The organism is Bacillus sp. FSL R5-0443 (assembly GCF_038608285.1).
GTDB lineage: Bacteria > Bacillota > Bacilli > Bacillales > Bacillaceae > Bacillus > Bacillus velezensis.
Genome location: NZ_CP152013.1, coordinates 815,383 through 838,201 on the forward strand (window position 1 = coordinate 815,383; position 22,819 = coordinate 838,201).

Below are 22,819 nucleotides of genomic sequence, written 5' to 3' on the forward strand. Positions count from 1 at the left end.
GTGATATTTCAAATCAGCCGTTTTCCCAGGAGGAAGGCTTTATATAGAAACGGAGAGAAAAAAACGTGAATCAACATCAAAAAAAGGCGCCTGCCGAATTGAAAATCGGACAGACATTTCCGCTGACCATCAAACGTCTCGGCATTAACGGAGAGGGCGTCGGCTATTTTAAGAAAAAAGTTGTCTTCGTTCCCGGCGCTCTGCCCGGTGAAGAAGTCGTTGCCGAAGCGACAAATGTGCAGCCGAAATTTTCAGAAGCACGTGTCAAAAAAATTCGCAAGCCGTCTGAACACCGCGTCACGCCGCCATGCCCGGTCTATGACCAGTGCGGCGGCTGTCAGCTTCAGCATCTGGCATACACCCAGCAGCTTCGCGAAAAACGCGACATCGTCATTCAGTCTCTGGAACGTCATACGAGATTCAATGTCGAAGAAATGAACATTAAAGATACGATCGGAATGGACAACCCTTGGAATTACCGGAACAAAAGCCAGTTCCAAGTCGGACGCTCGCAAAGCGGCAGCATCATTGCCGGCTTATACGGACTTGATTCCCATAAAATCGTTCCGATTAAGGAATGCATTGTCCAGCATCCGGCGACAAACAAAACAACGGGTATCGTCCGCCGTATTTTGGAAAAACACAACGTATCCGTTTATAACGAACGGACCAAAAAAGGCGATGTCCGCACCATCGTGACGAGAGTCGGTTTTGAAACAGGCGAAGTGCAGGTCGTGCTTGTCACCGCGAAAGAGACACTGCCGAATAAAGACGAGATCGTCAAAGCCATTCAGAACCGTCTGCCGGAAGTGAAATCGATTATTCAAAACGTCAACGGCGCGCGCACATCCGTCATTTTCGGTGACAAAACAAAAGCGCTGGCCGGAAGCCATGCCATTCAAGAAGTGCTCGGTGACGTGTCATTTGAACTGAGCGCCCGCGCCTTCTTCCAGCTCAACCCTGAGCAGACGGTCAAGCTGTATGACGAAGTGAAACAAGCGGCTCAGCTGACAGGAAAAGAAAAAGTCGTAGACGCGTATTGCGGCGTCGGTACGATCGGCATGTGGGTTTCAAACGGCGCAAAAGAGATCCGCGGCATGGACGTCATTAAAGAATCAATTGACGATGCGAAGAAAAACGCCAAAAAACACGGCATCAAAAATGCGGCATATGTCACAGGAACAGCCGAACACTGGCTCCCGAAATGGACGAAAGAAGGCTTCCGTCCTGACGTGGTCATCGTCGACCCGCCGAGAACCGGCTGTGACAGAACATTTTTAGATACCATCAAAAAAGTAAAACCGAAACGCTTCGTCTACGTATCCTGCAATCCTTCCACACTGGCGAAAGACTTGCAGACGCTGTCGAAGGACTATCGCGTCGAATATATTCAGCCTGTTGATATGTTTCCGCAGACGGCTCATGTAGAAGCTGTGGCGAAGCTTGTGTTGAAATCGTCTAACTAAAATAAACAATTCGTAATCAGACCTGGATTTCGGTAAATTAAACAATTCCGATTTCCGGGTTTTTCATGTTTTGCCCTTGTCCTATCTGTCTTTTGTCTTTATTTAACTGCTAAAAAGAGTTGAAAAAACGTATGGAAAAGCAAGTGAAAAACAGCCAAGTAGGCTGCTTTCTATTAACACTTTCTTTTTTCCGTTTGGAAACGGCATTACAGACAAAATATGAAGATCTTGTTGTGAACCAGAAGCAATAACAAGTCGTTCAAGTTCCGTGAATACTTGTAATTTTAGTCAATATTTTGTAAACTTCTTTCTTAAAGAATAAAGTCCCGACACTCATCGGCACATCTACTATTGGCGATAGTTGTAATAAATGATAAGGAGGTGAAACCGAATGAGAGATATTGGAACCTCAACAACTGAACGAAGGTTCTGAAGCAGAAGCTGTAAAAGGCAAGGCTGCTTACTTACACTAATCACAACGGCAGTTGGCACAACTACTATTAGCAACAACTGTGGATAAAAGATCAAACACACTAAAAAAGCATGTTTGGCCGTTATACATGATATGAAAGCCTAAACAGGAAAAAAGGACCCCGATTATTTTCCTTATTCCCAAAGAAGAAATAAATCCGAGGCGGAAACGCAAGTGATAACAACTATTACAGTAATACCTGCGATGGTTATATCCTTAATAAGTAATTATTGCGACAATCATGCTTCATCATATAATGATGTTAGATTGTCACTTGGCTAAAAAGTATTGCAGAAAAGGAAATAGATAATGAAATGGATAAAGTAAACAAAAAACGACCGTTGTATAAAAAAAGTTGGTTTCTCACGGTTTTGGCATTTTTAGTTTCACAGCTTTATTTTAATTTTGCAGAATTAACGGGATGGGGTCCTAATTATAGAGAAATGAATGGATTCCCAGCAAACATAGCTGAACTGGATTTCTTTCAAACATATCTTTCATTCTATGATAATCCATGGTTTAATATTGTCACTGTTTTCTTGGGGGTTTTCACTGTTATACAAATCATTACAGGTATAACAAAGGATATTCGAAATGAAAGCAATAACTTCTGATGCCTTATTTAATGGTGAAAGAAACTTTCTTATTAATCTTATGAATGAAGACTGCGACACTTAGTCAGCAGTCTATTTTATTGGTTTTGGATCAGGATTACCGAATCGTAACCTTATACAAACATTTATAGGTGATTTCTGTGGCACCTTATAAATGTAATTATTTATTTTTTTTTATGCAGATATTTTGTTTATAAGTAATAACTTTAAAACTAAAACGTTATAAAGATATTGACATATGGCCAATTATTTTGCATTGGTAATAGGGAGAACTCATATGATATTCTATTTAGGTTGGAATTCTTTTTGTCCAAAAAGAGCAAAAGTAAGGCTGCTAAGAAAGGTGAAGGTCAGCGCTACTATTAATAAACCACAATATAAATAAAAAATAGGTGTAGATAATCAGCACACTTTTTTCTCTTTCGAACCGATTATATGGTTAAGGAGTTGGCTGAGTTGATCAGAAATGAACGATATGGGGTTAACTATAGCGATAGTCTATTACGTTAACTCAATTAAGGTGTTCTGCTTCAGTTTGCTTTTCACTTTTTCACGTGTAAAAAGTGAAATGTTCAAAATTTACTATCGTTTGATAAGAAGTGCTGACACATGCTATAAGTGTAAAAGAAGCATGGTCAGTTTTTAATTTTGGGATCAAGGTTTGGCTGTATCCCATCATGAAAGGATTTGGATTTGTTATGACAGATAATTTCTGGCGTGAATTACCACGGCCATTTTTTGTACTGGCACCAATGGAAGATGTGACGGATGTCGTTTTTCGCCATGTTGTGAGTGAAGCCGGCAGACCTGATGTGTTTTTCACAGAGTTTACAAACTCAGAAAGCTATTGTCACCCGGATGGGAAGGATAGTGTGCGCGGCCGTTTGACTTTCACGGAGGATGAACAGCCGATGGTTGCCCACATATGGGGAGATAAGCCTGAAAACTTTCGCCAAATGAGTATTGGGATGGCGGAATTAGGGTTTAAGGGCCTGGATATCAATATGGGCTGTCCTGTACCTAATGTGGCGGGGAATGGAAAGGGAAGCGGCCTGATTTGCCGTCCTGAAGTTGCAGCCGAATTAATACAGGCGGCGAAAGCAGGAGGTCTGCCGGTAAGTGTGAAGACCAGACTTGGCTACACGGATATAGAAGAATGGCGCGGCTGGCTGACACACATACTGAAACAAGACATTGCGAATCTTTCCATTCATCTGCGTACAAGAGCGGAAATGAGTAAAGTAGATGCGCATTGGGAGCTCATCCCGGAAATCAAGAAACTTCGTGATGAGATAGCGCCGGATACCCTATTGACGATCAATGGGGATATTCCTGACCGTGAAACCGGCTTGAAACTCGCTGAACAATACGGTGTTGACGGGATTATGATTGGACGAGGCATTTTTACTAATCCATTCGCCTTTGAAAAGGAGCCGAGAGAGCATAGCAGTAAGGAATTGCTTGATCTTTTGAGATTGCACCTGGATCTTCATGATGAATATTCAAAAACAGAAGCTCGAGCATATAAACCGCTCCCTCGCTTTTTCAAGATATATCTCCGCGGATTCCGTGGAGCAAGTGAATTAAGAAATCAATGCATGAATACAAAGTCAACAGATGAAGTGCGTGCATTGCTCGATGACTTTGAGAGAAAGTATCTTGATGGGATGGAGCAAGAGTGACATAAATAACTCTTCATCCGGCCCGGATTTCGGTTTGAATTCCGGGTCTTTTTGTGTGCAGTTTTTACCCAGACAGATCCATGGCCAGTTTCGTCATGCAGAAATAAACGAATCATGGTACATTGATAGGACATACATCATAAAGGGGAGAGAAAAATGAAACGACTGTGCATCATCCCCTGCGGCAAGAAAAAAATTTGGGATGTCCATTCAGATACAGGGCCGGTAAGGGCGGAAGACGCTTATCTCAGCCCGTTTCATCAGGCGTGCGAGCGATATGCGAAAGCATTTTTCGATGAGTGGGTAATTTTGTCGGCAAAGCACGGATTCCTTCGTCCGGATGATATGGTTCCCGGAAATTACGATGTCACTTTTGGAACCGGTCATCCGGAGATCATGGCAGCGGACGAGCTGCGCCGTCAATTTCATGAAAAAGGCTTTTCCGACATCGAAGAGCTTGTCATGCTTGGCGGGAAAAAATACCGAAGCGTCCTAAACGCCGTCATCGGAGAGCATCAGCATATCACCTGGCCTTTGTCATCGTATAAAGGCATTGGCTACATGCTTCAAGCGCTGAATCGGGCTGTTGAAGAAAAGCATGAACTGCAGCACGCGGATATGAAAAAAAAAGAGTGTAACCACTCAAACGCCGCGATAGACTGTATGCAGAAGAATGAAGCAGTTAAAAGATTTCCGAGGAAATAAATACGTCGATCATTGTCAAAGACAGGGTCATGCCCGGTCTTTTTTGTATGCCATAAAACGAGACAAAGGGAACAGATCGAGACAAAATGAGACACCTGTCTCAAACTGTCTCCATTGTAAAAATAAAAACATTCATTTTACGGGCTTCAAAGGCTGGCATGCTTCTTGCATTCATAAGTGTGAACCCTAAATAGAAGGAGGCGCACAAAATGGAATTGTTAAAACGAGAAGGCTTGTCATTAACTGAGGAGAAAGCGCTGTGGATGTACCAAAAGATGCTGGAAATCAGGGGCTTTGAAGACAAAGTGCATGAACTGTTCGCGCAAGGAGTGCTTCCCGGATTCGTCCATTTGTATGCCGGTGAAGAAGCGGTAGCTGCGGGGGTGTGCGCTCATTTAGATGATGGCGACAGCATTACAAGCACACACAGGGGACATGGCCATTGTATCGCCAAAGGCTGTGATCTGGACGGCATGATGGCGGAAATATTCGGAAAAGCGACCGGACTGTGTAAAGGCAAAGGCGGTTCTATGCACATTGCGGATCTTGATAAAGGCATGTTAGGCGCAAATGGAATCGTCGGGGGCGGATTCACGCTCGCATGCGGATCAGCGCTCACGGCTAAATATAAACAAACTAAAAATGTAAGCGTTTGCTTTTTTGGGGATGGAGCCAATAACCAAGGGACTTTCCATGAAGGGCTGAACTTAGCGGCAGTATGGAATCTTCCTGTCGTGTTCATCGCCGAAAACAACGGTTACGGCGAAGCCACGACATTTGAGTACGCATCAGCCTGTGATTCAATCGCCGATCGGGCGGCTGCCTACAACATGCCGGGGGTCACGGTGGACGGAAAAGATATTTTAGCAGTTTATCAGGCAGCCGGGGAAGCGATAGAAAGAGCAAGAAACGGCGGAGGCCCGTCTTTGATTGAATGTATGACTTACAGAAACTACGGCCATTTCGAAGGGGATGCCCAAACTTATAAAACAAAGGATGAAAAGACTGAGCATCTTGAAGAAAAGGATGCCATTCAAGGCTTTAAAAACTATCTTCTAAAAGAAACAGATGCAAATAAACTGTCAGACATCGAACAGCGTGTCAGCGAATCGATTGAAAAAGCCGTCTCGTTCAGCGAAAAGAGTCCATATCCGAAAGAGTCAGAGCTGTTGACAGACGTCTACGTGTCATATGAAAAAGGGGGAATGTGAGATGGCGAGAGTCATAAGCATGTCGGACGCGATCAATGAAGCAATGAAGCTTGCGATGAGAAAAGACGACAATGTGCTTGTAATCGGTGAAGATGTCGCCGGGGGAGCGGCGGTCGATCACTTGCAAGATGATGAAGCATGGGGCGGTGTACTGGGGGTCACAAAGGGGCTCGTACAGGAATTCGGCAGAAGCAGGGTGCTGGACACACCAATTTCTGAGGCGGGCTACATGGGTGCGGCCATGGCTGCGGCATCCACGGGGCTGAGACCGATTGCGGAACTGATGTTTAACGATTTTATCGGAACGTGCTTTGACCAAGTGATCAACCAAGGGGCGAAATTCCGCTATATGTTCGGCGGTAAAGCGCAAGTGCCGATCACCGTCCGCACCACATACGGAGCGGGGTTCCGGGCAGCCGCTCAGCATTCGCAGGCGCTGTATGGCCTGTTCACGAGCATCCCTGGACTGAAGACAGTTGTGCCGTCCAATCCGTATGATGCCAAAGGTCTTCTGCTTGCAGCAATAGAAGACAATGATCCGGTATTCTTTTTTGAAGATAAAACGTCCTACAACATGAAGGGCGAGGTGCCGGAAGATTATTATACAATTCCCCTCGGAAAGGCGGATATCAAACGCGAAGGCAATGATGTCACGCTCTTTGCAGTCGGCAAGCAGGTCAATACCGCGCTTGAAGCGGCTGCGCAGCTTTCTGAGAAAGGCATCGACGCCGAGGTGCTTGATCCCCGGAGTCTGTCTCCTTTAGATGAGGAAGCGATTTTCACATCGTTAGAAAAAACAAACCGGCTGATCATCATTGACGAAGCCAATCCGCGCTGCAGCATCGCCACGGATATTGCTGCGATTGTCGCCGATAAGGGCTTTGATTTGCTTGATGCGCCGATTAAACGGATTACAGCGCCGCATACACCAGTGCCGTTTTCGCCGGTGCTTGAAGATCAATATTTGCCGACACCAGACCAAATTGTCAGCGTCACGCTTGAATTGCTTGGCGAGCTGGCAATGAATTAAAGGAGGGATATAGAATGGCTGTAAAAGTAGTAATGCCGAAGCTGGGAATGGCGATGAAGAAAGGTGAAGTATCCGTCTGGAATAAAAAAGTCGGCGACCCGGTTGAAAAGGGAGAAAGCATCGCCAGCATCAACTCGGAAAAAATAGAAATGGAAATAGAAGCGCCTGAAAGCGGCACGCTTCTCCATATTAAAGTCAAAGAGGGAGAAGGAGTCCCGCCGGGAACGCCCATCTGTTATATCGGGGAAAACGGCGAAGAAGTGCGGGAGAAGGAGACGCCGGCTCCTGAAAATGCAGGGAAACCGCAATCTGAACCTGAACATATTCCCGCTCCCAAAGCCGTGCAAAAGCGTAAACACCGCGTGAAAATATCTCCCGTTGCCCGAAAAATGGCGGAGAAAGCCGGGTTGAAAGTTGATACGCTGAACGGGACGGGGCCCGGAGGCAGAATCGTAAAAGCTGACGTCATCAAGGCCATGAAGACGGAATCTGAACCGCAGTCTTCGGTTCAGACGGCACAGCCGGAGGAAAAACCGGCTTCAGCGATGAGAAAAGTAATTGCAGACCGAATGCACAAAAGCCTGCAAAACAGCGCCCAGCTGACGCTGACGATGAAAGCGGACATTACGGAGCTTGTGAAATGGCAGCAGCAGCTCGCCGACAGCGTGAAAAAGCGGAGCGGTGTTAAACTGACGGTCACACATTTCGTATCCCGGGCCGCAGTGCTTGCGCTGAAACAGCATCCTGAGCTGAACAGCTCTTATCAAGAGGAGCGGATCATCACCTATCCATATGTCCACCTCGGGATGGCGGTTTCTCTTGAAAACGGTCTCGTCGTGCCGGTGATTCGGGATGCGGAAAAGCTTTCATTCCTTGAGCTTGCGGATCACATCAGCACATCGGCACGCCGGGCGCGGGAAGGCAATGCTTCCGGAGATGATCTGCACGGATCGACATTTTCTATTACAAATCTCGGGGGTTACGGAATTGAGCATTTCACCCCGATTCTTAATCCGCCTGAAGCCGGTATTCTCGGAGTGGGCGCAAGCTATGAAACGCCTGCGTTTAAAGGAGATGAGCTTGTCAAAAGCATCATGCTGCCGCTGAGCCTTACCTTTGATCACAGAGTATGTGACGGCGCACCGGCTGCGGACTTCCTGAAAACGGTCAAAGCGCTGCTTGAAGAGCCGGCCGGATTGATTTTATAGAGAGGGTGAAGAGATTGACACTAGCCATTATCGGCGGCGGGCCTGCCGGATATGCAGCTGCCGTGACTGCCGCGCGGAGGGGAGAAGAAGTCGTTCTGATCGACAAAGGGCCGCTCGGAGGCACTTGTCTCAATGAGGGGTGCATCCCGACAAAGTCGCTTTTGGAAAGCGCGAATGTGCTCGATAAAATCAGGCACGCAGATACATTCGGCATCGAACTGCCGCAAAACATTACACTCAATTGGGCCCGCATGCAGGGGCGCAAACGGCAAATCGTCAGCCAGCTCGTGCAGGGAATTCAATACTTAATGAAAGCAAATCAGATTAAAGTCATCAGCGGGACAGCCTCATTTCTCACAGAGCAGACATTGCTTGTTGAAGGAGAAGGAGGCGCAAAAGACATTCTGGAAGCGGATCGGATATTGATTGCATCCGGATCTGAACCGGCGGAGCTGCCGTTTGCCCCATTTGACGGCGATTGGGTGATCGACAGCAAAGACGCGCTTTCTTTACAGCAAATTCCTTCTTCTCTGCTTATTGTCGGGGGAGGTGTGATCGGCTGTGAATTTGCCTCTTTATTCAGCCGGTTTAAAACGAAAGTGACGGTGATTGAATCGGCTGACCGGCTGCTCCCGGCAGAAGACGGAGAAATCGCCGCCGTTTTCGAAGACTCTTTAAGAGACAGCGGGGCTGATATTCAGACGAAAGCCGCCCTTCAGCGGATTGACAAAGAAAGGAAAACCGCGGTGTGGACAAAAGACGGCAAAGAAATTGAGGCGCAGGCTGATCACATTTTGGTTGCAATCGGGAGAAAGCCGCGTTTGCATGGCTTGAATCTGGAGCAGGCCGGCATCCGGTATTCTCCGCGCGGCATTGAAGTCAATGACCATATGCAGACCAATGTGCCTCATATATACGCGTGCGGCGATGCTGCCGGAGGAATGCAGCTCGCGCATGCCGCCATTCATGAAGGAATCACAGCCGCCGCGCATGCCTCGGGAAAGGACAGCAAAGTCAATATGCATGCAGTGCCCCGCTGTATTTATACATCGCCGGAAATGGCCGCTGTCGGGCTGACGGAAACACAGGCGAGAGAGACATACGGAGATGTGAAAATCGGAGAATGCTCATTTTCTGCTAACGGAAAAGCCTTAATTAAACATCAGCATGGCGGCAAAATGAAAATCATTGCCGAACCGGAATTCGGAGAAATCGTCGGCGTGTCAATGATCGGGCCGGACGTGACGGAATTGATCGGTCAGGCGGTCATGATGATGAACGGTGAAATGACGGCTGATATGTCGGAGCACTTTATCGCGGCGCATCCGACTCTGTCAGAAACGCTTCAGGAAGCCCTGCTGAATGTCACCGGACTTGCGGTGCATTCCGTATAACCGGAATACCCTTTCTCAGATGAGAAGGGGTATTTTTCGTTGAAAGCGCTTTATTTTTCCCCTACAATATATGAAAAGATGGTCTGAACAGGGGGGAGCGAATACAATGAATGTCATTCGGAATGATTTTAAAACCTGGAAGCGCTTTGTGAAAGAAGGCGTGCTTGATGAATCCCGTATTCAGAAGCGGGTGGCCGCCTCATGGCACCGCTGCAAAAAAGCCGACGTTAACCCTTATCTCGAAAAGGGGCCGAATGTAATGCCGGCAGATCATTTAGAAAGACAGGCCGAAAAGCATGCGTTATTTTTAGCGGCCTCAACGCCGTATGCAGAAAGAATGAAAACGGCGATGCGGGAAATGGAAATGATGGTTCTCCTGATTGATTCAGACGGCGTTGTCCATTCAGTTGACGGCCACCCGCGCACCATTCATGAAGCGAACCGCATCAATTTCTTAAAAGGCGCCCGCTGGACGGAAACAGCCGTCGGCACGAATGCGATCGGGACGGCTCTTTATACAAATGAGCCGGTCATGATACACGGTTCTGAACATTATTCGCTCGCTTCTCATCAATGGAGCTGTTCCGCCGCGCCGATCCGTTATGAAGACGGGAGGCTGGCGGGTGTCATTGATATTTCTTGCCCCGCCGCCCGCGCTCAGCCGTTTATGCTCGGAATTGCCTCCTCCATCGCTTATACGGCGGAACGGGAGCTTGCCCTAAAGATCAAAATGACAGAACTTGACATGATCAGCAAGTTCGCCGGGCTTACCCGGTCTCACGATCCGATCGTGCTTTGCAATGAAATGAGCCGGGTTATCGCCGCAAGCCGTCCCGTTCAGCATTTTACCGGACATATGCTGCGCGAGCTTGAGGAACATGGCTATCACATCAAGCAGGCGAAGCGGGAGGAGAACGGCTTCTCGTGCATTTACTTATCCAAACGAGAAGAAAAGCCGTCTTTTATATTCCATGGTGCGGCAGGCAAAAGCCCGTCATCCCGACATATGCTTCAGCAGCTGGAGCTTGTCGCCCGCACGGACGCAACCGTTTGTCTTACGGGAGAAACCGGGACGGGAAAGGAGGTTGCCGCCCGGGCGATTCATAACAACAGCTCCAGGAAAAACGGCCCGTTTATCGCCGTCAATTGCGGAGCGGTCCCCGAAAAGCTGATTGAAAGCGAACTGTTCGGCTACTCGGAAGGCGCCTTCACCGGGGCCAAACGGAAAGGACATAACGGCGCTTTGCAAAAAGCCGATAAAGGCACGCTTTTCCTCGATGAAATCGGAGAAATAGCACACTCCATGCAGGTCGCTCTGTTACGGGTGCTGCAGGAACGGAAAGTCACCCCGGTCGGCGGGACAAAAGAGATTCCCGTTGACATCAGAATCATCACTGCCACCCACACTGATCTGAGACAGCTTGTCGAGTGCAAAAAGCTGAGAGAAGATTTATTTTACCGGCTTCACGTCTGTCCGATCCACCTCCCTCCATTAAGAGAACGCACCGAAGACATTCCCGGCCTCTTCCTTGAATTTCAGCGAAATCGCGGCTGGCGCGGGGAGCTTCCTGATGACTTTTTAGACCTATTAAAGAGCCGGAAATGGCCGGGGAATATCAGGGAATTGTTTAATGTATTTGAACGTCTTTCCGTCATGTTCCCGGACGGACGGCTGTCAGAACGCCCCATCGCAGCCCTGCTTGAAGCGTCAGGTCTTAAAGAGGCGGCCGAGTCTTATGAACAGGAAGAAGCGCCCCCTGTCTCCATCCGGGAGCACATTCAGAAAAACATCATCGTAAACGCGCTTGAATCGGCGAAGGGGAATGTCACGCTGGCCGCCAAAATGGCCGGAATCCCGCGGAGCACGTTTTACAAACGTCTCAAAAAATTCAAACTCACCGCCGGACAATTGTAAGAAACAAGCATACTTCTCTTGGCTGCCGGACACGTTATGTGTGAGGCCTAAAGGAGGTTTGAGACGTGAATACACAGCGTGCGAAAGACATTTCAGAATCCGCCGCCATGGCGTATGTGACGTACGAAGGAGTTCCGATTTATATTCAGCATGTCAACGAAGACAAGGAAACAGCCAGAATTTTTCCGATCGGAAATCCGCAATTTGAGCAGGAAGTGCTGCTTTCTGATTTACAAGAGCATTTTTGAGAATGGGTCTGCTGATGACAGCAGGCCTTTTTCGTACCTGTGGGAACTTTCCCGCTTTTTGAGAAAAATAACTAAAAATGATTAAATGATCTAACTCCTCCAAACCCGGTACAGATCGGACCTTCTCATGATATAAATAAAATGTAAACGTTATCAGAGGAGGGCTTCACATGACAGACAAATCATTCTCAATCGTTATTGCAGGCGGTGGCAGCACATTTACCCCCGGAATTGTATTAATGCTTTTGAATCACCTGGAAGAGTTTCCGATCAGAAAGCTGAAACTTTATGACAATGATAAAGAAAGGCAGGAGCGGATTGCGGGTGCGTGTGAGGTATTTATAAAAGAAAAAGCGCCGGACATTGAATTTCTGGCGACTGATGACCCAGAGACGGCTTTTACGGATGTTGACTTCGTCATGGCGCATATCCGCGTCGGAAAATATGCGATGCGCGCGCTCGATGAACAAATCCCGCTGAAGTACGGCGTGGTCGGCCAGGAAACATGCGGGCCGGGCGGAATTGCATACGGCATGCGCTCTATCGGCGGTGTTCTGGAGATTCTTGATTATATGGAAACGTACTCGCCCGACGCATGGATGCTGAATTACTCCAATCCGGCGGCGATTGTGGCCGAAGCTACACGGCGCCTCAGACCGAATTCAAAAATATTGAACATCTGCGACATGCCGGTCGGAATTGAGGATCGCATGGCGAACATCCTCGGATTATCTTCACGGAAAGAAATGAACGTCCGTTACTACGGCTTGAACCACTTTGGCTGGTGGACGTCCATCACAGACCGGCATGGCAATGATTTAATGCCGAAGCTGAAAGAGCATGTCCGTGAATATGGCTACGTTCCGAAGACGGAGGCCGAACAGACTGAAGCAAGCTGGAATGACACATTCAAAAAAGCGCGCGACGTACAGGCGGCTGATCCGGATACGCTTCCGAACACATATCTGCAATATTACTTATTCCCGGATGATATGGTGAAAAAATCAAACCCGAACCATACGAGAGCCAACGAAGTCATGGAAGGGCGGGAAGCTTTCATTTTCAGCCAATGCGATATGATTACGCGCGAACAATCGTCGGAGAACAGTGAAATTAAAATTGATGATCATGCTTCCTATATCGTCGACCTTGCCCGGGCCATCGCTTACAACACAGGGGAGAGGATGCTGTTAATCGTTGAAAATAACGGCGCGATCGCAAACTTTGATCCGTCAGCCATGGTTGAGATTCCTTGTCTCGTAGGCTCAAACGGACCGGAACCGCTCTCAGTCGGGAACATACCGCAATTTCAAAAAGGCCTGATGGAACAGCAGGTGTCTGTTGAAAAACTGACGGCTGAAGCGTGGGAAGAGCGGTCATTTCAAAAGCTGTGGCAGGCGCTGATCCTGTCAAAAACAGTGCCGAACGCCCGTGTGGCAAGACTGATTCTTGAAGATCTGATGGAGGCTAACAAGGACTACTGGCCTGAGCTTGATGTAAGTCCGTCTCCTATTTCCTGATGACAATCTTCCCCGTTTTCTTTATCTGTTATTCTATATAATAGAAAGAAAACGGGGGGATTTTTGGGATGAGTCTTGAAGAACTGGTTAATCAGCATTACGCGAAATTAAATGATAACGATTTTTATATTTTAAAATATATATTGAATCATAAGCATACGTGCTATCATCTCGGTATCAATGACATGGCGAAAGCCTGCAATGTCTCTCGGTCTTCCATCCTGCGGCTTGCCCAAAAACTGGGCTTCAGCGGCTATAGTGAATTCCGGGTTTTTCTGAAATGGGAGGATCAGCCTGAAGAGGGCGAGAATATGACGTTTGAAAAGCTGCTGGATGATATTGAAGCCAATGTAAAATACGTGAAGTCAAAAGATATGACGGAGATGTGCCGGCTGATAGATGAAGCAAAACGGATTTTCGTTTACGGATCGGGCACGGCTCAGAGGGTGTGCGCCCGTGAGCTGCAGCGGATGTTTGTATCCCGGCGGAAGTATCTGATTTTAATTCAGGACATCACAGAGTTTGATATCATGTGTGATGATTTTACGGTTGATGACGTATTCATCATTATTTCTTTATCAGGCGAAACACCCGAATTAATTCCGCAGGTTAGGACCCTGTCCGCAAAGGGAGTTCCGTTTATTTCAATCACCAATCTGAAAAACAACGTACTGGCGCAAACGACGCCGTATAATCTTTATGCGACCAGCAAGCCGGTGACGTTAAGCGATAAAACGGAAATCGTCGCATTCGCCCCGTTTTTTCTGGTGGGCGAAGCGTTATTCCGTGCATATGTTGATTATAAAGAGCTCGAAAATTTTGATAAATAGCGGGAGGTCACGTGAAATGATGCAAAAAGTCCAGCGCTTCGGCAGCGCGATGTTTGTGCCTGTTTTATTATTTGCATTTTCCGGTATTATTGTCGGTCTGAGTACGCTGTTTAAAAATAAAACGCTGATGGGGCCGCTGGCTGATCCTGACGGGCTTTGGTATCAATGCTGGTACGTCATTGAACAGGGCGGCTGGACCGTCTTTAACCAAATGCCGCTCCTGTTTGCGATCGGCATACCTGTCGCCTTAGCGAAAAAAGCGCAGGCGCGGGCTTGTTTGGAAGCGCTTACAGTTTATCTGACATTCAATTACTTTATCAATGCGATTCTGACGGTTTGGGGCGGAGCTTTTCATGTCGATATGACTCAGGAAGCGGGCGGAACGAGCGGGCTGACGATGATCGCCGGGATCAAAACGCTTGATACGAATATTATCGGCGCCATCTTTATTTCATCTATTGTCGTGTATTTGCACAATCGTTATTTTGATAAAAAACTGCCGGATTTTCTGGGGATTTTTCAAGGATCTTCCTACATCGTTATCATTTCTTTCTTCATTATGATACCGATTTCACTTGCGGTGGCATACGTATGGCCGATGGTTCAGTCCGGAATCGGCTCGCTGCAAAGTTTTCTCGTTTCTTCCGGGGCGATCGGCGTGTGGATTTACACGTTCCTGGAGCGGATTTTAATTCCGACCGGCCTGCATCATTTTATTTACTCTCCGTTTATTTACGGTCCGGCTGTGGCTGAAGGCGGTATCGTCACCTATTGGGCCCAGCATCTCGGGGAATACTCTCAAAGCGTCAAACCGCTGAAAGAATTGTTCCCGCAGGGGGGCTTCGCGCTTCACGGCAACTCGAAAATCTTCGGCATTCCGGGAATCGCGCTCGCTTTTTACGCCACGGCTTCAAAGGAAAAGAAAAAAATCGTCGCCGGCCTATTGATCCCGGTCACCTTGACGTCCATTGTCGCGGGAATTACAGAGCCGATTGAATTTACATTCCTTTTTATCTCGCCGTTTTTATTTGCGGTTCATGCTTTGCTTGCCGCTTCCATGGCAACCGTCATGTATATGGCCGGCGTCGTCGGAAATATGGGAGGCGGTTTGATCGAAGCTGCGACCTTGAACTGGATCCCGCTGGCGTCAAGCCACGGCTTGACGTATGTATACCAGATCATTATCGGATTGTGTTTTACCGCTGTTTACTTTTTTGTCTTCCGTTTCCTCATTCTCAAATTCAACATCGCCACACCGGGCAGAGAAAAAGAGGAAGGGCAGGAAACAAAGCTCTATTCGAAAAAGGAGTACAGAGAACGGAAGCAGGCTTCAAAAGAAACAGCGGCGGCAGACGAAACACAGCGGGATACAGCCGCTTTGTATATTGAAGCGCTGGGCGGAAAGGACAATATTACGGAGGTCACCAATTGCGCCACCCGTCTCCGCGTCACTGTCGCTGATGAATCAAAGGTCAAAAGTGACGCCGATTTCAGAGAGCTGGGAGCCCACGGGGTCGTCAGAAAAGGCAGGGCGCTTCAGGTCATTGTCGGATTAGGCGTTCCGCAAATGCGGGAGCGTGTCGAGAAAATATTGAATGGTTAAAATACTGCAGCAGCAGATTATGTGCAGAGCGCTTGTTAATCCGGCGCTCTTTTTATGTTTTGAAGAAATGTATGAATTTGTCATACCTTTGCCACCTGTACATGCAGGAGTGAAAATGAGAGGGTGCAAAAAACGAAATGACTTCTGCGGTATTTTAAATAGCAATTAACAAATAGGAGGCAAGACAATGACAAACTATACGACTTTCTTAGGACTTTACAAACCCGATAAAGCCGAAGGGATTGAAGTTGAAAGCATTGCTCAAAACTTTGAAGCGATTGACAGCAAAATCGGTGCTGCGCTTAGCAATGGCACGTCAACTTATGAAAATTTAAACGAAAGACTTAACATGTATGAAAACAGATTTGAACATGTGACAGAGCGGAACGTTATGGATTTTGGAGCTAAAGGAGACGGCGTAACGGATGATACGCAGGCATTTCATGATGCCATGGCCGACGGAGGTTATGTCGTAACAGTTCCCGCGGGTGTATTCAGAACATCGGGATTGTTTGTTCCGTCAAATACAATGCTTGTCGGAGCAGGCAAGAAAAGAACGGTCATTAAATTATTAGACGAAACACCGGTCGGCCATTCTGTTCTGACCAACAGTGATTATACGAACGGTAATGAAAATATTTACGTCGGCCATCTCACTTTGGATTGGAACAAGGATACGCGTCCTTCCGGCTGGAAGATTCCGAAAGGCCCCACTTCAAGCTGTTTGCTTTTTGCGAATGTTGACTATTCTTTTGTCGAGCATGTGTTTGCGAAGAACGCCGGCCTGCACGGCTTTGATTCTACAAGCCCGAACTATAACAGACATGGAGAAAAAGATGATCCAACTTATTATCAGCCCAACGGCTGTAACTTTGTAACGTTTTCACATTGTGAAGCAACAGGGTCCGGGGATGATAACTTTACTTGTCACTTTGGGAAACACACGACTTTCAGTCATTGCCTCTCTTATCATCCAATGGGGCTAAACGATGGAACTTCTAACACGAACTGTTTTGAAATTGATGACGGCTCTCAAGACGTAATGATTGATAGTTGTATCTCAATTGGAGGAGTCCGAGGCTTTGAGATTAAGGCACACGGTTATGCACCGGCTGCGAAGAGAGTACAGCTTGTTAACTGTCGCGCATACGAAAATGCCATTGGATATAGCATTCGCCATATCGGTCACCACACAGCAAGCGATCCTCAGTCAGCGACAGCCCATGATGTGCAGCTTGCGAATTGTATCGCATATAACCCTAAGCCGAATGATCTTTACAAAGGGGCGGGTCCAAACGCGTTGCAAATCTCCGGATATGATGGTGTGAGTGTTGTGAATTTCCATGCTGTTTGTGATGATAGTTCAATTGATTATAAGGGTAATTCGGTAGTCAGCGTATTTTATAAAGGACGCTTAATTAGCTTAAAGAATATAACCATTCGCGGATTTAAGACTGCAGACAATGATTTATATATTGTCGGCGGGGATAACTCAGTAGGAAAAGTAATGGTGGATGGTGTCACCTTGATTGACTCCGGAAAAAAAGGAGTTGCATTTGGCAGCGGAATGTACGAGTCTGTTGTTAGTAATGTTTGGGGACAGAGATCTCCAAAAAATAATAGCGGGACAGTTGGAATTTATTCCTCAGATCCAGATCTTAATGTATCCAATTGTGATTTTTCAGGTTATGAAACTGACTTTAACATTGGAGGAGCAGTCACTCCTTATTTCTTATTCAAACATAAAGGAAGCGGGGTCATTGGCTCCCGTGAATCTCACGCTACAGGCAATAATAATTTTGTGGCTGGTTCTGTTCGGGGAAGAGCAACCGGAGCGGCTCAATCTTCAGTGCTTTCTTCGTACAATACAATTAATCCGAATTCAGATTCTGTAGCACTTGGCTGGGGTGCCGGCAGCACTCCGTCATCAGCCAACAGAAAGATTGAGCTTCACGCAAAAGAAGGAACAATTAAGGCTACGGGAGGCGTAACAGGTTCCTCGACATTCTCTGACTACGCCGAGTATTTTGAAAGCCTGAGAGGGGAAAAGATTCCGACGGGAACACTTGTCACACTTGAAGGTGATAAGATCAGACCGGCTGAAAAAGGTGACCTCATGCTTGGGGTCATTTCCGAGACCGCCGGAGTGATTCTTGGTGAGTCGAGTTTTCACTGGTCGGGACGATACGTAAAGAATGAATTTGGCGGCTATGTTTATGAAGAACAGAAAGATGCGAATGGCCATACGGTCATGGCGCCAAAGGAAAATCCGGACTTTCGGCCTGAAGAAGACTACGCTTCAAGAGAAGAGAGAGACGAGTGGAACATTGTCGGACTCATCGGCCAGGTATATGTCAGATGCGATGAGACTGTGAAAGCGGGAGATTTTATTCACGCTCATAATGGGATTGCAACAAAATCTGATGCTCCAAACCAGCGCTGGCAGGTCATGAAAGTGATCAATGAGTTTGATGCTGATAAAGGATTCGGGGTCGCTCTCGTTTTTATTCGTTAAATGAAATGACACGGTATGAATGATCATCTGACTAGCGGACGTCTTTTAAAGGCTCCGCTAGTCATTTTAAAATAAAAGGCTCCGGTTCAGGAGCTGGTAAAAAGAAAAGATAAGACAGTCTCCATATATCTGCACGCCTCATTCCCACAATTTTTATCCTCAATGATATTTCCGTTTTTTTTACACAAAGTACATAATAAAAGTGCAGGTTCAAGGGTTAATCCTTTATTCATTTAAGACAAACAAATAAAATAAATATACATACATATTGAACAAAGGATTTGGAGGCTTACACATGTCAAAGGCTTTATCATATGTAAAACCGTATTCTCTTTTGGCGGGAATCGCTCTGTTTTTCATGCTCATCGAGCTTGCGGTAGAGCTGCTACAGCCCCTGCTGATCGGGAAAATCATTGACGAAGGAATTTTAAAGCAGGATCTCGGAACGGTTTGGCTGTGGGGCGGCGTGATGATCGGACTGACCGCTGTTTCATTCGCATCGGGCATTTTAAATTCATTCTACTCCGCCCACATCAGCCAGAGCTATGCGTATGATACGCGAAAAGGGCTTTTTCAAAAAATTCAATCCTTCTCCTATTCGACGTTTGCGCAATTCTCATCCACATCGTTTATCACCCGGCTGACAAACGATGTGACACAGGTTCAGAATATGCTTTTCATGAGTCTCCGGTTTATGCTCCGGGCGCCGTTAATGATTGCGGGGGGCATTATTCTCTCGCTGACCGTCAATGCGAAACTCGGGTTTTTTCTGCTGATCACGGTGCCGATTTTGCTTTTGTTTTTGCTGTGGGTGCTGAAAAGAGGCGGCGCGCTGTTTCGGTCTGTGCAAAAGCGGCTTGATCAGGTCAACACGATCATGCAGGAAAACCTGACGGCGATCAAACTGATTAAAGCGCTCCTCCGTGCAAACCACGAAGTGAAACGTTTTTTGAAATCGAATACGAAGCTGATGGAAAAAACGGTCTCCGCTTTTCGTCTCGTGGAAGCGGCGATGCCGATTTTAATGCTGCTGATGAACATTTGTATTTTGTTTATCTTATGGTTCGGCGCCAAAAGCATTGCTCAGGGCGGAGCGCAGGTCGGCGATGTCGTTTCCGTCATTAACTATGCGACGCGGATTACAGGCGCGCTGTCCGTCCTTCCTTTTCTCATCATGGTATTTTCCCGGGCGAAGGCTTCCGGAGAAAGAATCGGCGAGGTGCTGGAAACAGAAGGCGGCGAGGGAACGGGGCAGGACCCGGCACGGGCGCTTGCAGGCGGGATTGAGTTTCGCGAAGTGTCCTTCCGCTATCCGGGCATGGAAAAAGACGCGCTGCATCACGTGTCCTTTTCAGCCAGCCCGAAAGAAACGGTTGCCATTATGGGCGCGACAGGTTCAGGAAAATCAACGCTTTTTCAGCTGATTCCGCGCCTGTACACGGCTGATTCGGGCAGTATTTTCATAGATGGCAAACCGATCGGTGAATTCTCCGCTTGCGGGCTGCGCAGGGAAATCGGCTATGTTCCGCAGGAAGTGCTTCTGTTTTCGGGCACCATCCGTGAAAATATCGCCTGGGGGCGGGAGGATGCTTCACTAGATGAAGTAATGGAAGCGGCCAAAGACGCGCAAATCCATGACACGATTATGAAGCTGTCAAACGGATACGACACGGTGCTGGGACAGCGGGGCGTCAATTTGTCAGGCGGGCAGAAGCAGCGGATTTCCATCGCGCGCGCTTTTATCAGAAAGCCGTCCCTCCTGCTGTTAGATGACAGTACGAGCGCGCTTGATCTTCAAACGGAAGCGAAGCTTTTACAAGCGATCAGATCCTATGAATGCACGACACTGATTATTACGCAGAAAATAACGACTGCGATGAAGGCTGACACCATCTTATTGCTTGAAGACGGCGAACTGCTGGCTAAAGGCACGCACAAAGAGCTGATGGCACAGTCTCATCTGTACCGGCAGATTTATGAATCACAATTCGGAAAGGAGGGAGCTGACAATGCAAAAAGACATTCGTAAACCTTTCCGATATCCGAAAATACCGCTCAAATCGAATGAAGGCGGCAGAAAACGCGCGAAAGCAAAAGATACAAAAGGCACGCTGCGCAGAATCTGGTCTTATGTAGCCGAGAAAAAAGGGCTTTTAACCCTTGTGATCATCATGGTAGTCATAAGCGCCATATTCGGCCTGCTCGGACCGTTCGTCATCGGGAAAGCGATTGATCATTTTATCGTCGGACAGACGACAGACGGATTGGCGGGGGTGCTGTTCATCCTGTTTGGGATTTACCTCGTGCAATCATTGTCCTTATGGTTTCAAAACTATTGGATGATCAATATCTCGCAAAGCACCGTGTTTAAAATGCGGAGCGAGCTGTTTACCCATCTGCATGAGCTGCCGATTCCGTTTTTTGATAAACAGCGGCTCGGGGACTTAATGAGCCGGGTCACCAATGATATCGAAAATGTCAGCTCCACTTTAAATACATCCGTCATTCAAGTGCTGTCGAGCGTCATTACATTCGTCGGCACAATCTCCGTCATGCTGTACATGAGTCCGCTTTTAACATTGATCACGCTTTTGATTATTCCGATCATGCTTTTGAGCATTAAATGGATCACCAACCGGACGGGATTGCTTTTTAAACAGCAGCAGAAAAACCTCGGCGAGCTGAACGGTTTTATTGAAGAGTCGATATCAGGGGCGAAGGTCATTAAAGCCTATTCGAGGGAAGACCGCGTCATGGAACAATTTTTAGAAAAAAACGCGGCGTTACAATCATCGGGGTTTTGGGCGCAGACGATTTCGGGATTCATTCCGAAAGTAATGAACTCTTTAAACAATTTAAGCTTTACGATTATAGCGGCGGTCGGCGGGCTGTTTGCGCTGAAGGGGTGGATTTCAATCGGTTCCATCGTCGTATTCGCCGAATATTCGCGGCAGTTCACGCGCCCTTTAAATGATTTAGCCAATCAGTTCAATACGATGTTATCGGCCATCGCCGGGGCTGAACGGGTGTTTGACGTGCTGGATGAAAAAGAGGAGCGGGAAGATGAAGAGCATGCGCTGTACCAGCCGATCAAAACGGGAGAGATTGAATTCCGAGATGTCTCCTTCGGCTATCAGGAAGACAGCCCGATCTTAAAACACCTGTCCTTCAGCGTTCCGAAAGGACAGTCCATCGCCTTCGTCGGACCGACCGGAGCGGGTAAAACAACCGTTACGAGCCTGATCGCCCGTTTTTACGAGCCGAATAACGGAAAAATCCTCATTGACGGAACGGATATCAAAAAACTGACGAGATCCAGTCTGAGAAAAAACATGGGGTTTGTCCTGCAGGATTCCTTTCTCTTTCAGGGCACCATCAGGGAAAATATTCGCTACGGCCGGCTGGATGCTTCTGACAAAGAGGTGGAGGAAGCCGCAAAAGCCGCCAATGCCCACGGGTTCATCGAACGGCTCCCGAAAGGCTACGATACCGTTCTTACCCAAAACGGCGCGGGCATCAGCCAAGGACAAAAACAGCTCATTTCCATCGCGAGAGCTGTGCTGGCGGACCCGGTGCTGCTCATTTTGGATGAAGCGACGAGCAACATTGACACAGTGACCGAAGTGAAAATACAAGAAGCGCTCGGCCGTTTAATGACGGGCAGAACAAGCGTCATCATCGCTCACAGGCTGAACACAATTCAAAAAGCCGACCAGATTCTTGTGTTGAAAGACGGCGAAATGGAAGAAAAAGGAACCCACGCCGAACTTCTCAGCCAGAACGGGTTTTACCGGGAATTATATGAAAGCCAGTTCCGGGAATCGTAGATAGGGAAAAAGACCTCCGACAGAGTGCGGAGGTCTTTTTTTCGCGAAGGCAAATAGTACTTTTAAGTTATTTTCGTTAAATGTAACAAAATTACTTGACGTAAATAAGTTATGTATATATACTAGCTTACATAAAGTAAGTGATAATAATTTTCAAGGAGGATTTTATGAATAAATCATTCGAAACAGGAACACTGCTTTTAAGGGTTGTAACAGGTATTATCTTTTTTGTTCACGGTTTATCCAAGTTTCAAGGGTTGGAAGGAACTGCGCAATTTTTCCAGAGCATCGGGATTCCGGCCTTTATGGTCTATGTCATCGCGACGATTGAGCTTGTCGGCGGGGTTCTGATCTTTTTCGGTTTAGCAACGCGCATTATCGGCGTTCTGTTTGCCGTCACATTAGTCGGCGCCATCTTCACGGCGAAGCTTTCCTCACCATTTATGGGCGGATCGGAATTTGATTTCATCTTACTGGTTGCGTCAATTCACTTAGCGCTTTCAGGAAGCCGTCTGCTTTCATTGGATCAGCTCCTTTTCAAATCAAAAAAGGGAGAAACTTTTTCAGCATAAGAAAGAA

General features: G+C 47.2%; 17 protein-coding genes. All 17 read left to right on the forward strand.

Going from position 1 to position 22,819, the window contains the following annotated elements:
* The first annotated feature begins 65 nt into the window (after positions 1-65).
* A complete protein-coding gene (rlmD, locus tag NYE28_RS04165) occupies positions 66-1,466 on the forward strand; it encodes a 23S rRNA (uracil(1939)-C(5))-methyltransferase RlmD (RefSeq protein ID WP_021493862.1) in 1,401 nt (466 codons plus the stop codon).
* A 786-nt stretch (positions 1,467-2,252) separates the two neighbouring features.
* A complete protein-coding gene (locus tag NYE28_RS04170; RefSeq protein WP_020955510.1) occupies positions 2,253-2,552 on the forward strand; it encodes a YfzA family protein in 300 nt (99 codons plus the stop codon).
* Positions 2,553-3,250: 698 nt separating this feature from the next.
* The gene (locus NYE28_RS04175; RefSeq protein ID WP_342490478.1) at positions 3,251-4,234 is read left to right on the forward strand and encodes a tRNA-dihydrouridine synthase; all 984 of its coding nucleotides are present in this window, start codon (positions 3,251-3,253) and stop codon (positions 4,232-4,234) included.
* A 156-nt stretch (positions 4,235-4,390) separates the two neighbouring features.
* A complete protein-coding gene (locus NYE28_RS04180; RefSeq protein WP_342490311.1) occupies positions 4,391-4,939 on the forward strand; it encodes a DUF6884 domain-containing protein in 549 nt (182 codons plus the stop codon).
* A 209-nt stretch (positions 4,940-5,148) separates the two neighbouring features.
* Entirely contained in the window at positions 5,149-6,150 is a 1,002-nt protein-coding gene (gene acoA / locus NYE28_RS04185; protein ID WP_003155540.1) for an acetoin:2,6-dichlorophenolindophenol oxidoreductase subunit alpha, read from the forward strand.
* Position 6,151: 1 nt separating this feature from the next.
* Entirely contained in the window at positions 6,152-7,180 is a 1,029-nt protein-coding gene (gene acoB, locus NYE28_RS04190; protein ID WP_337681368.1) for an acetoin:2,6-dichlorophenolindophenol oxidoreductase subunit beta, read from the forward strand.
* A gap of 14 nt (positions 7,181-7,194) precedes the next feature.
* Positions 7,195-8,388: a dihydrolipoamide acetyltransferase family protein gene (locus NYE28_RS04195; protein ID WP_160222917.1), complete on the forward strand. Its 1,194-nt coding sequence runs from the start codon at positions 7,195-7,197 to the stop codon at positions 8,386-8,388.
* Between the two features lie 14 nt (positions 8,389-8,402).
* Positions 8,403-9,782: a dihydrolipoyl dehydrogenase gene (gene lpdA / locus NYE28_RS04200; RefSeq protein WP_082999107.1), complete on the forward strand. Its 1,380-nt coding sequence runs from the start codon at positions 8,403-8,405 to the stop codon at positions 9,780-9,782.
* Between the two features lie 106 nt (positions 9,783-9,888).
* Positions 9,889-11,697, forward strand: a complete 1,809-nt coding sequence (locus tag NYE28_RS04205) for a sigma-54-dependent Fis family transcriptional regulator (protein WP_043020678.1) — start codon at positions 9,889-9,891, stop codon at positions 11,695-11,697.
* Between the two features lie 65 nt (positions 11,698-11,762).
* Complete coding sequence (locus NYE28_RS04210; RefSeq protein WP_003155535.1) at positions 11,763-11,945, forward strand: H-type small acid-soluble spore protein; 183 nt, start codon at positions 11,763-11,765, stop codon at positions 11,943-11,945.
* A 170-nt stretch (positions 11,946-12,115) separates the two neighbouring features.
* Complete coding sequence (gene glvA, locus NYE28_RS04215; RefSeq protein ID WP_007610111.1) at positions 12,116-13,465, forward strand: maltose-6'-phosphate glucosidase; 1,350 nt, start codon at positions 12,116-12,118, stop codon at positions 13,463-13,465.
* A 68-nt stretch (positions 13,466-13,533) separates the two neighbouring features.
* Complete coding sequence (locus tag NYE28_RS04220) at positions 13,534-14,295, forward strand: MurR/RpiR family transcriptional regulator (protein WP_033574995.1); 762 nt, start codon at positions 13,534-13,536, stop codon at positions 14,293-14,295.
* 16 nt (positions 14,296-14,311) lie between these two features.
* On the forward strand, positions 14,312-15,898 hold the full coding sequence (locus NYE28_RS04225) for an alpha-glucoside-specific PTS transporter subunit IIBC (RefSeq protein WP_012117097.1): 1,587 nt from the start codon (positions 14,312-14,314) through the stop codon (positions 15,896-15,898).
* Positions 15,899-16,085: 187 nt separating this feature from the next.
* Positions 16,086-18,413: a peptidase G2 autoproteolytic cleavage domain-containing protein gene (locus NYE28_RS04230; protein WP_012117098.1), complete on the forward strand. Its 2,328-nt coding sequence runs from the start codon at positions 16,086-16,088 to the stop codon at positions 18,411-18,413.
* A gap of 295 nt (positions 18,414-18,708) precedes the next feature.
* Positions 18,709-20,442, forward strand: a complete 1,734-nt coding sequence (locus NYE28_RS04235) for an ABC transporter ATP-binding protein (protein ID WP_012117099.1) — start codon at positions 18,709-18,711, stop codon at positions 20,440-20,442.
* Positions 20,423-22,240: an ABC transporter ATP-binding protein gene (locus NYE28_RS04240; protein WP_160223430.1), complete on the forward strand. Its 1,818-nt coding sequence runs from the start codon at positions 20,423-20,425 to the stop codon at positions 22,238-22,240. Before NYE28_RS04235 ends, NYE28_RS04240 begins: the two co-directional genes overlap by 20 nt.
* 167 nt (positions 22,241-22,407) lie before the next feature.
* A complete protein-coding gene (locus NYE28_RS04245; RefSeq protein ID WP_012117101.1) occupies positions 22,408-22,812 on the forward strand; it encodes a DoxX family protein in 405 nt (134 codons plus the stop codon).
* Positions 22,813-22,819 lie beyond the last annotated feature (7 nt).

What these genes read in the sequence shown, in the direction of transcription:
- NYE28_RS04170 (WP_020955510.1), top strand. Translation starts at nt 2,253, where the DNA reads ATGGATAAAGTAAACAAAAAACGACCGTTGTATAAAAAAAGTTGGTTT.
- NYE28_RS04175 (WP_342490478.1), top strand. Translation starts at nt 3,251, where the DNA reads ATGACAGATAATTTCTGGCGTGAATTACCACGGCCATTTTTTGTACTG.
- NYE28_RS04180 (WP_342490311.1), top strand. Translation starts at nt 4,391, where the DNA reads ATGAAACGACTGTGCATCATCCCCTGCGGCAAGAAAAAAATTTGGGAT.
- acoA (WP_003155540.1), top strand. Translation starts at nt 5,149, where the DNA reads ATGGAATTGTTAAAACGAGAAGGCTTGTCATTAACTGAGGAGAAAGCG.
- acoB (WP_337681368.1), top strand. Translation starts at nt 6,152, where the DNA reads ATGGCGAGAGTCATAAGCATGTCGGACGCGATCAATGAAGCAATGAAG.
- NYE28_RS04195 (WP_160222917.1), top strand. Translation starts at nt 7,195, where the DNA reads ATGGCTGTAAAAGTAGTAATGCCGAAGCTGGGAATGGCGATGAAGAAA.
- NYE28_RS04205 (WP_043020678.1), top strand. Translation starts at nt 9,889, where the DNA reads ATGAATGTCATTCGGAATGATTTTAAAACCTGGAAGCGCTTTGTGAAA.
- glvA (WP_007610111.1), top strand. Translation starts at nt 12,116, where the DNA reads ATGACAGACAAATCATTCTCAATCGTTATTGCAGGCGGTGGCAGCACA.
- NYE28_RS04220 (WP_033574995.1), top strand. Translation starts at nt 13,534, where the DNA reads ATGAGTCTTGAAGAACTGGTTAATCAGCATTACGCGAAATTAAATGAT.
- NYE28_RS04225 (WP_012117097.1), top strand. Translation starts at nt 14,312, where the DNA reads ATGATGCAAAAAGTCCAGCGCTTCGGCAGCGCGATGTTTGTGCCTGTT.
- NYE28_RS04230 (WP_012117098.1), top strand. Translation starts at nt 16,086, where the DNA reads ATGACAAACTATACGACTTTCTTAGGACTTTACAAACCCGATAAAGCC.
- NYE28_RS04235 (WP_012117099.1), top strand. Translation starts at nt 18,709, where the DNA reads ATGTCAAAGGCTTTATCATATGTAAAACCGTATTCTCTTTTGGCGGGA.
- NYE28_RS04240 (WP_160223430.1), top strand. Translation starts at nt 20,423, where the DNA reads ATGCAAAAAGACATTCGTAAACCTTTCCGATATCCGAAAATACCGCTC.
- NYE28_RS04245 (WP_012117101.1), top strand. Translation starts at nt 22,408, where the DNA reads ATGAATAAATCATTCGAAACAGGAACACTGCTTTTAAGGGTTGTAACA.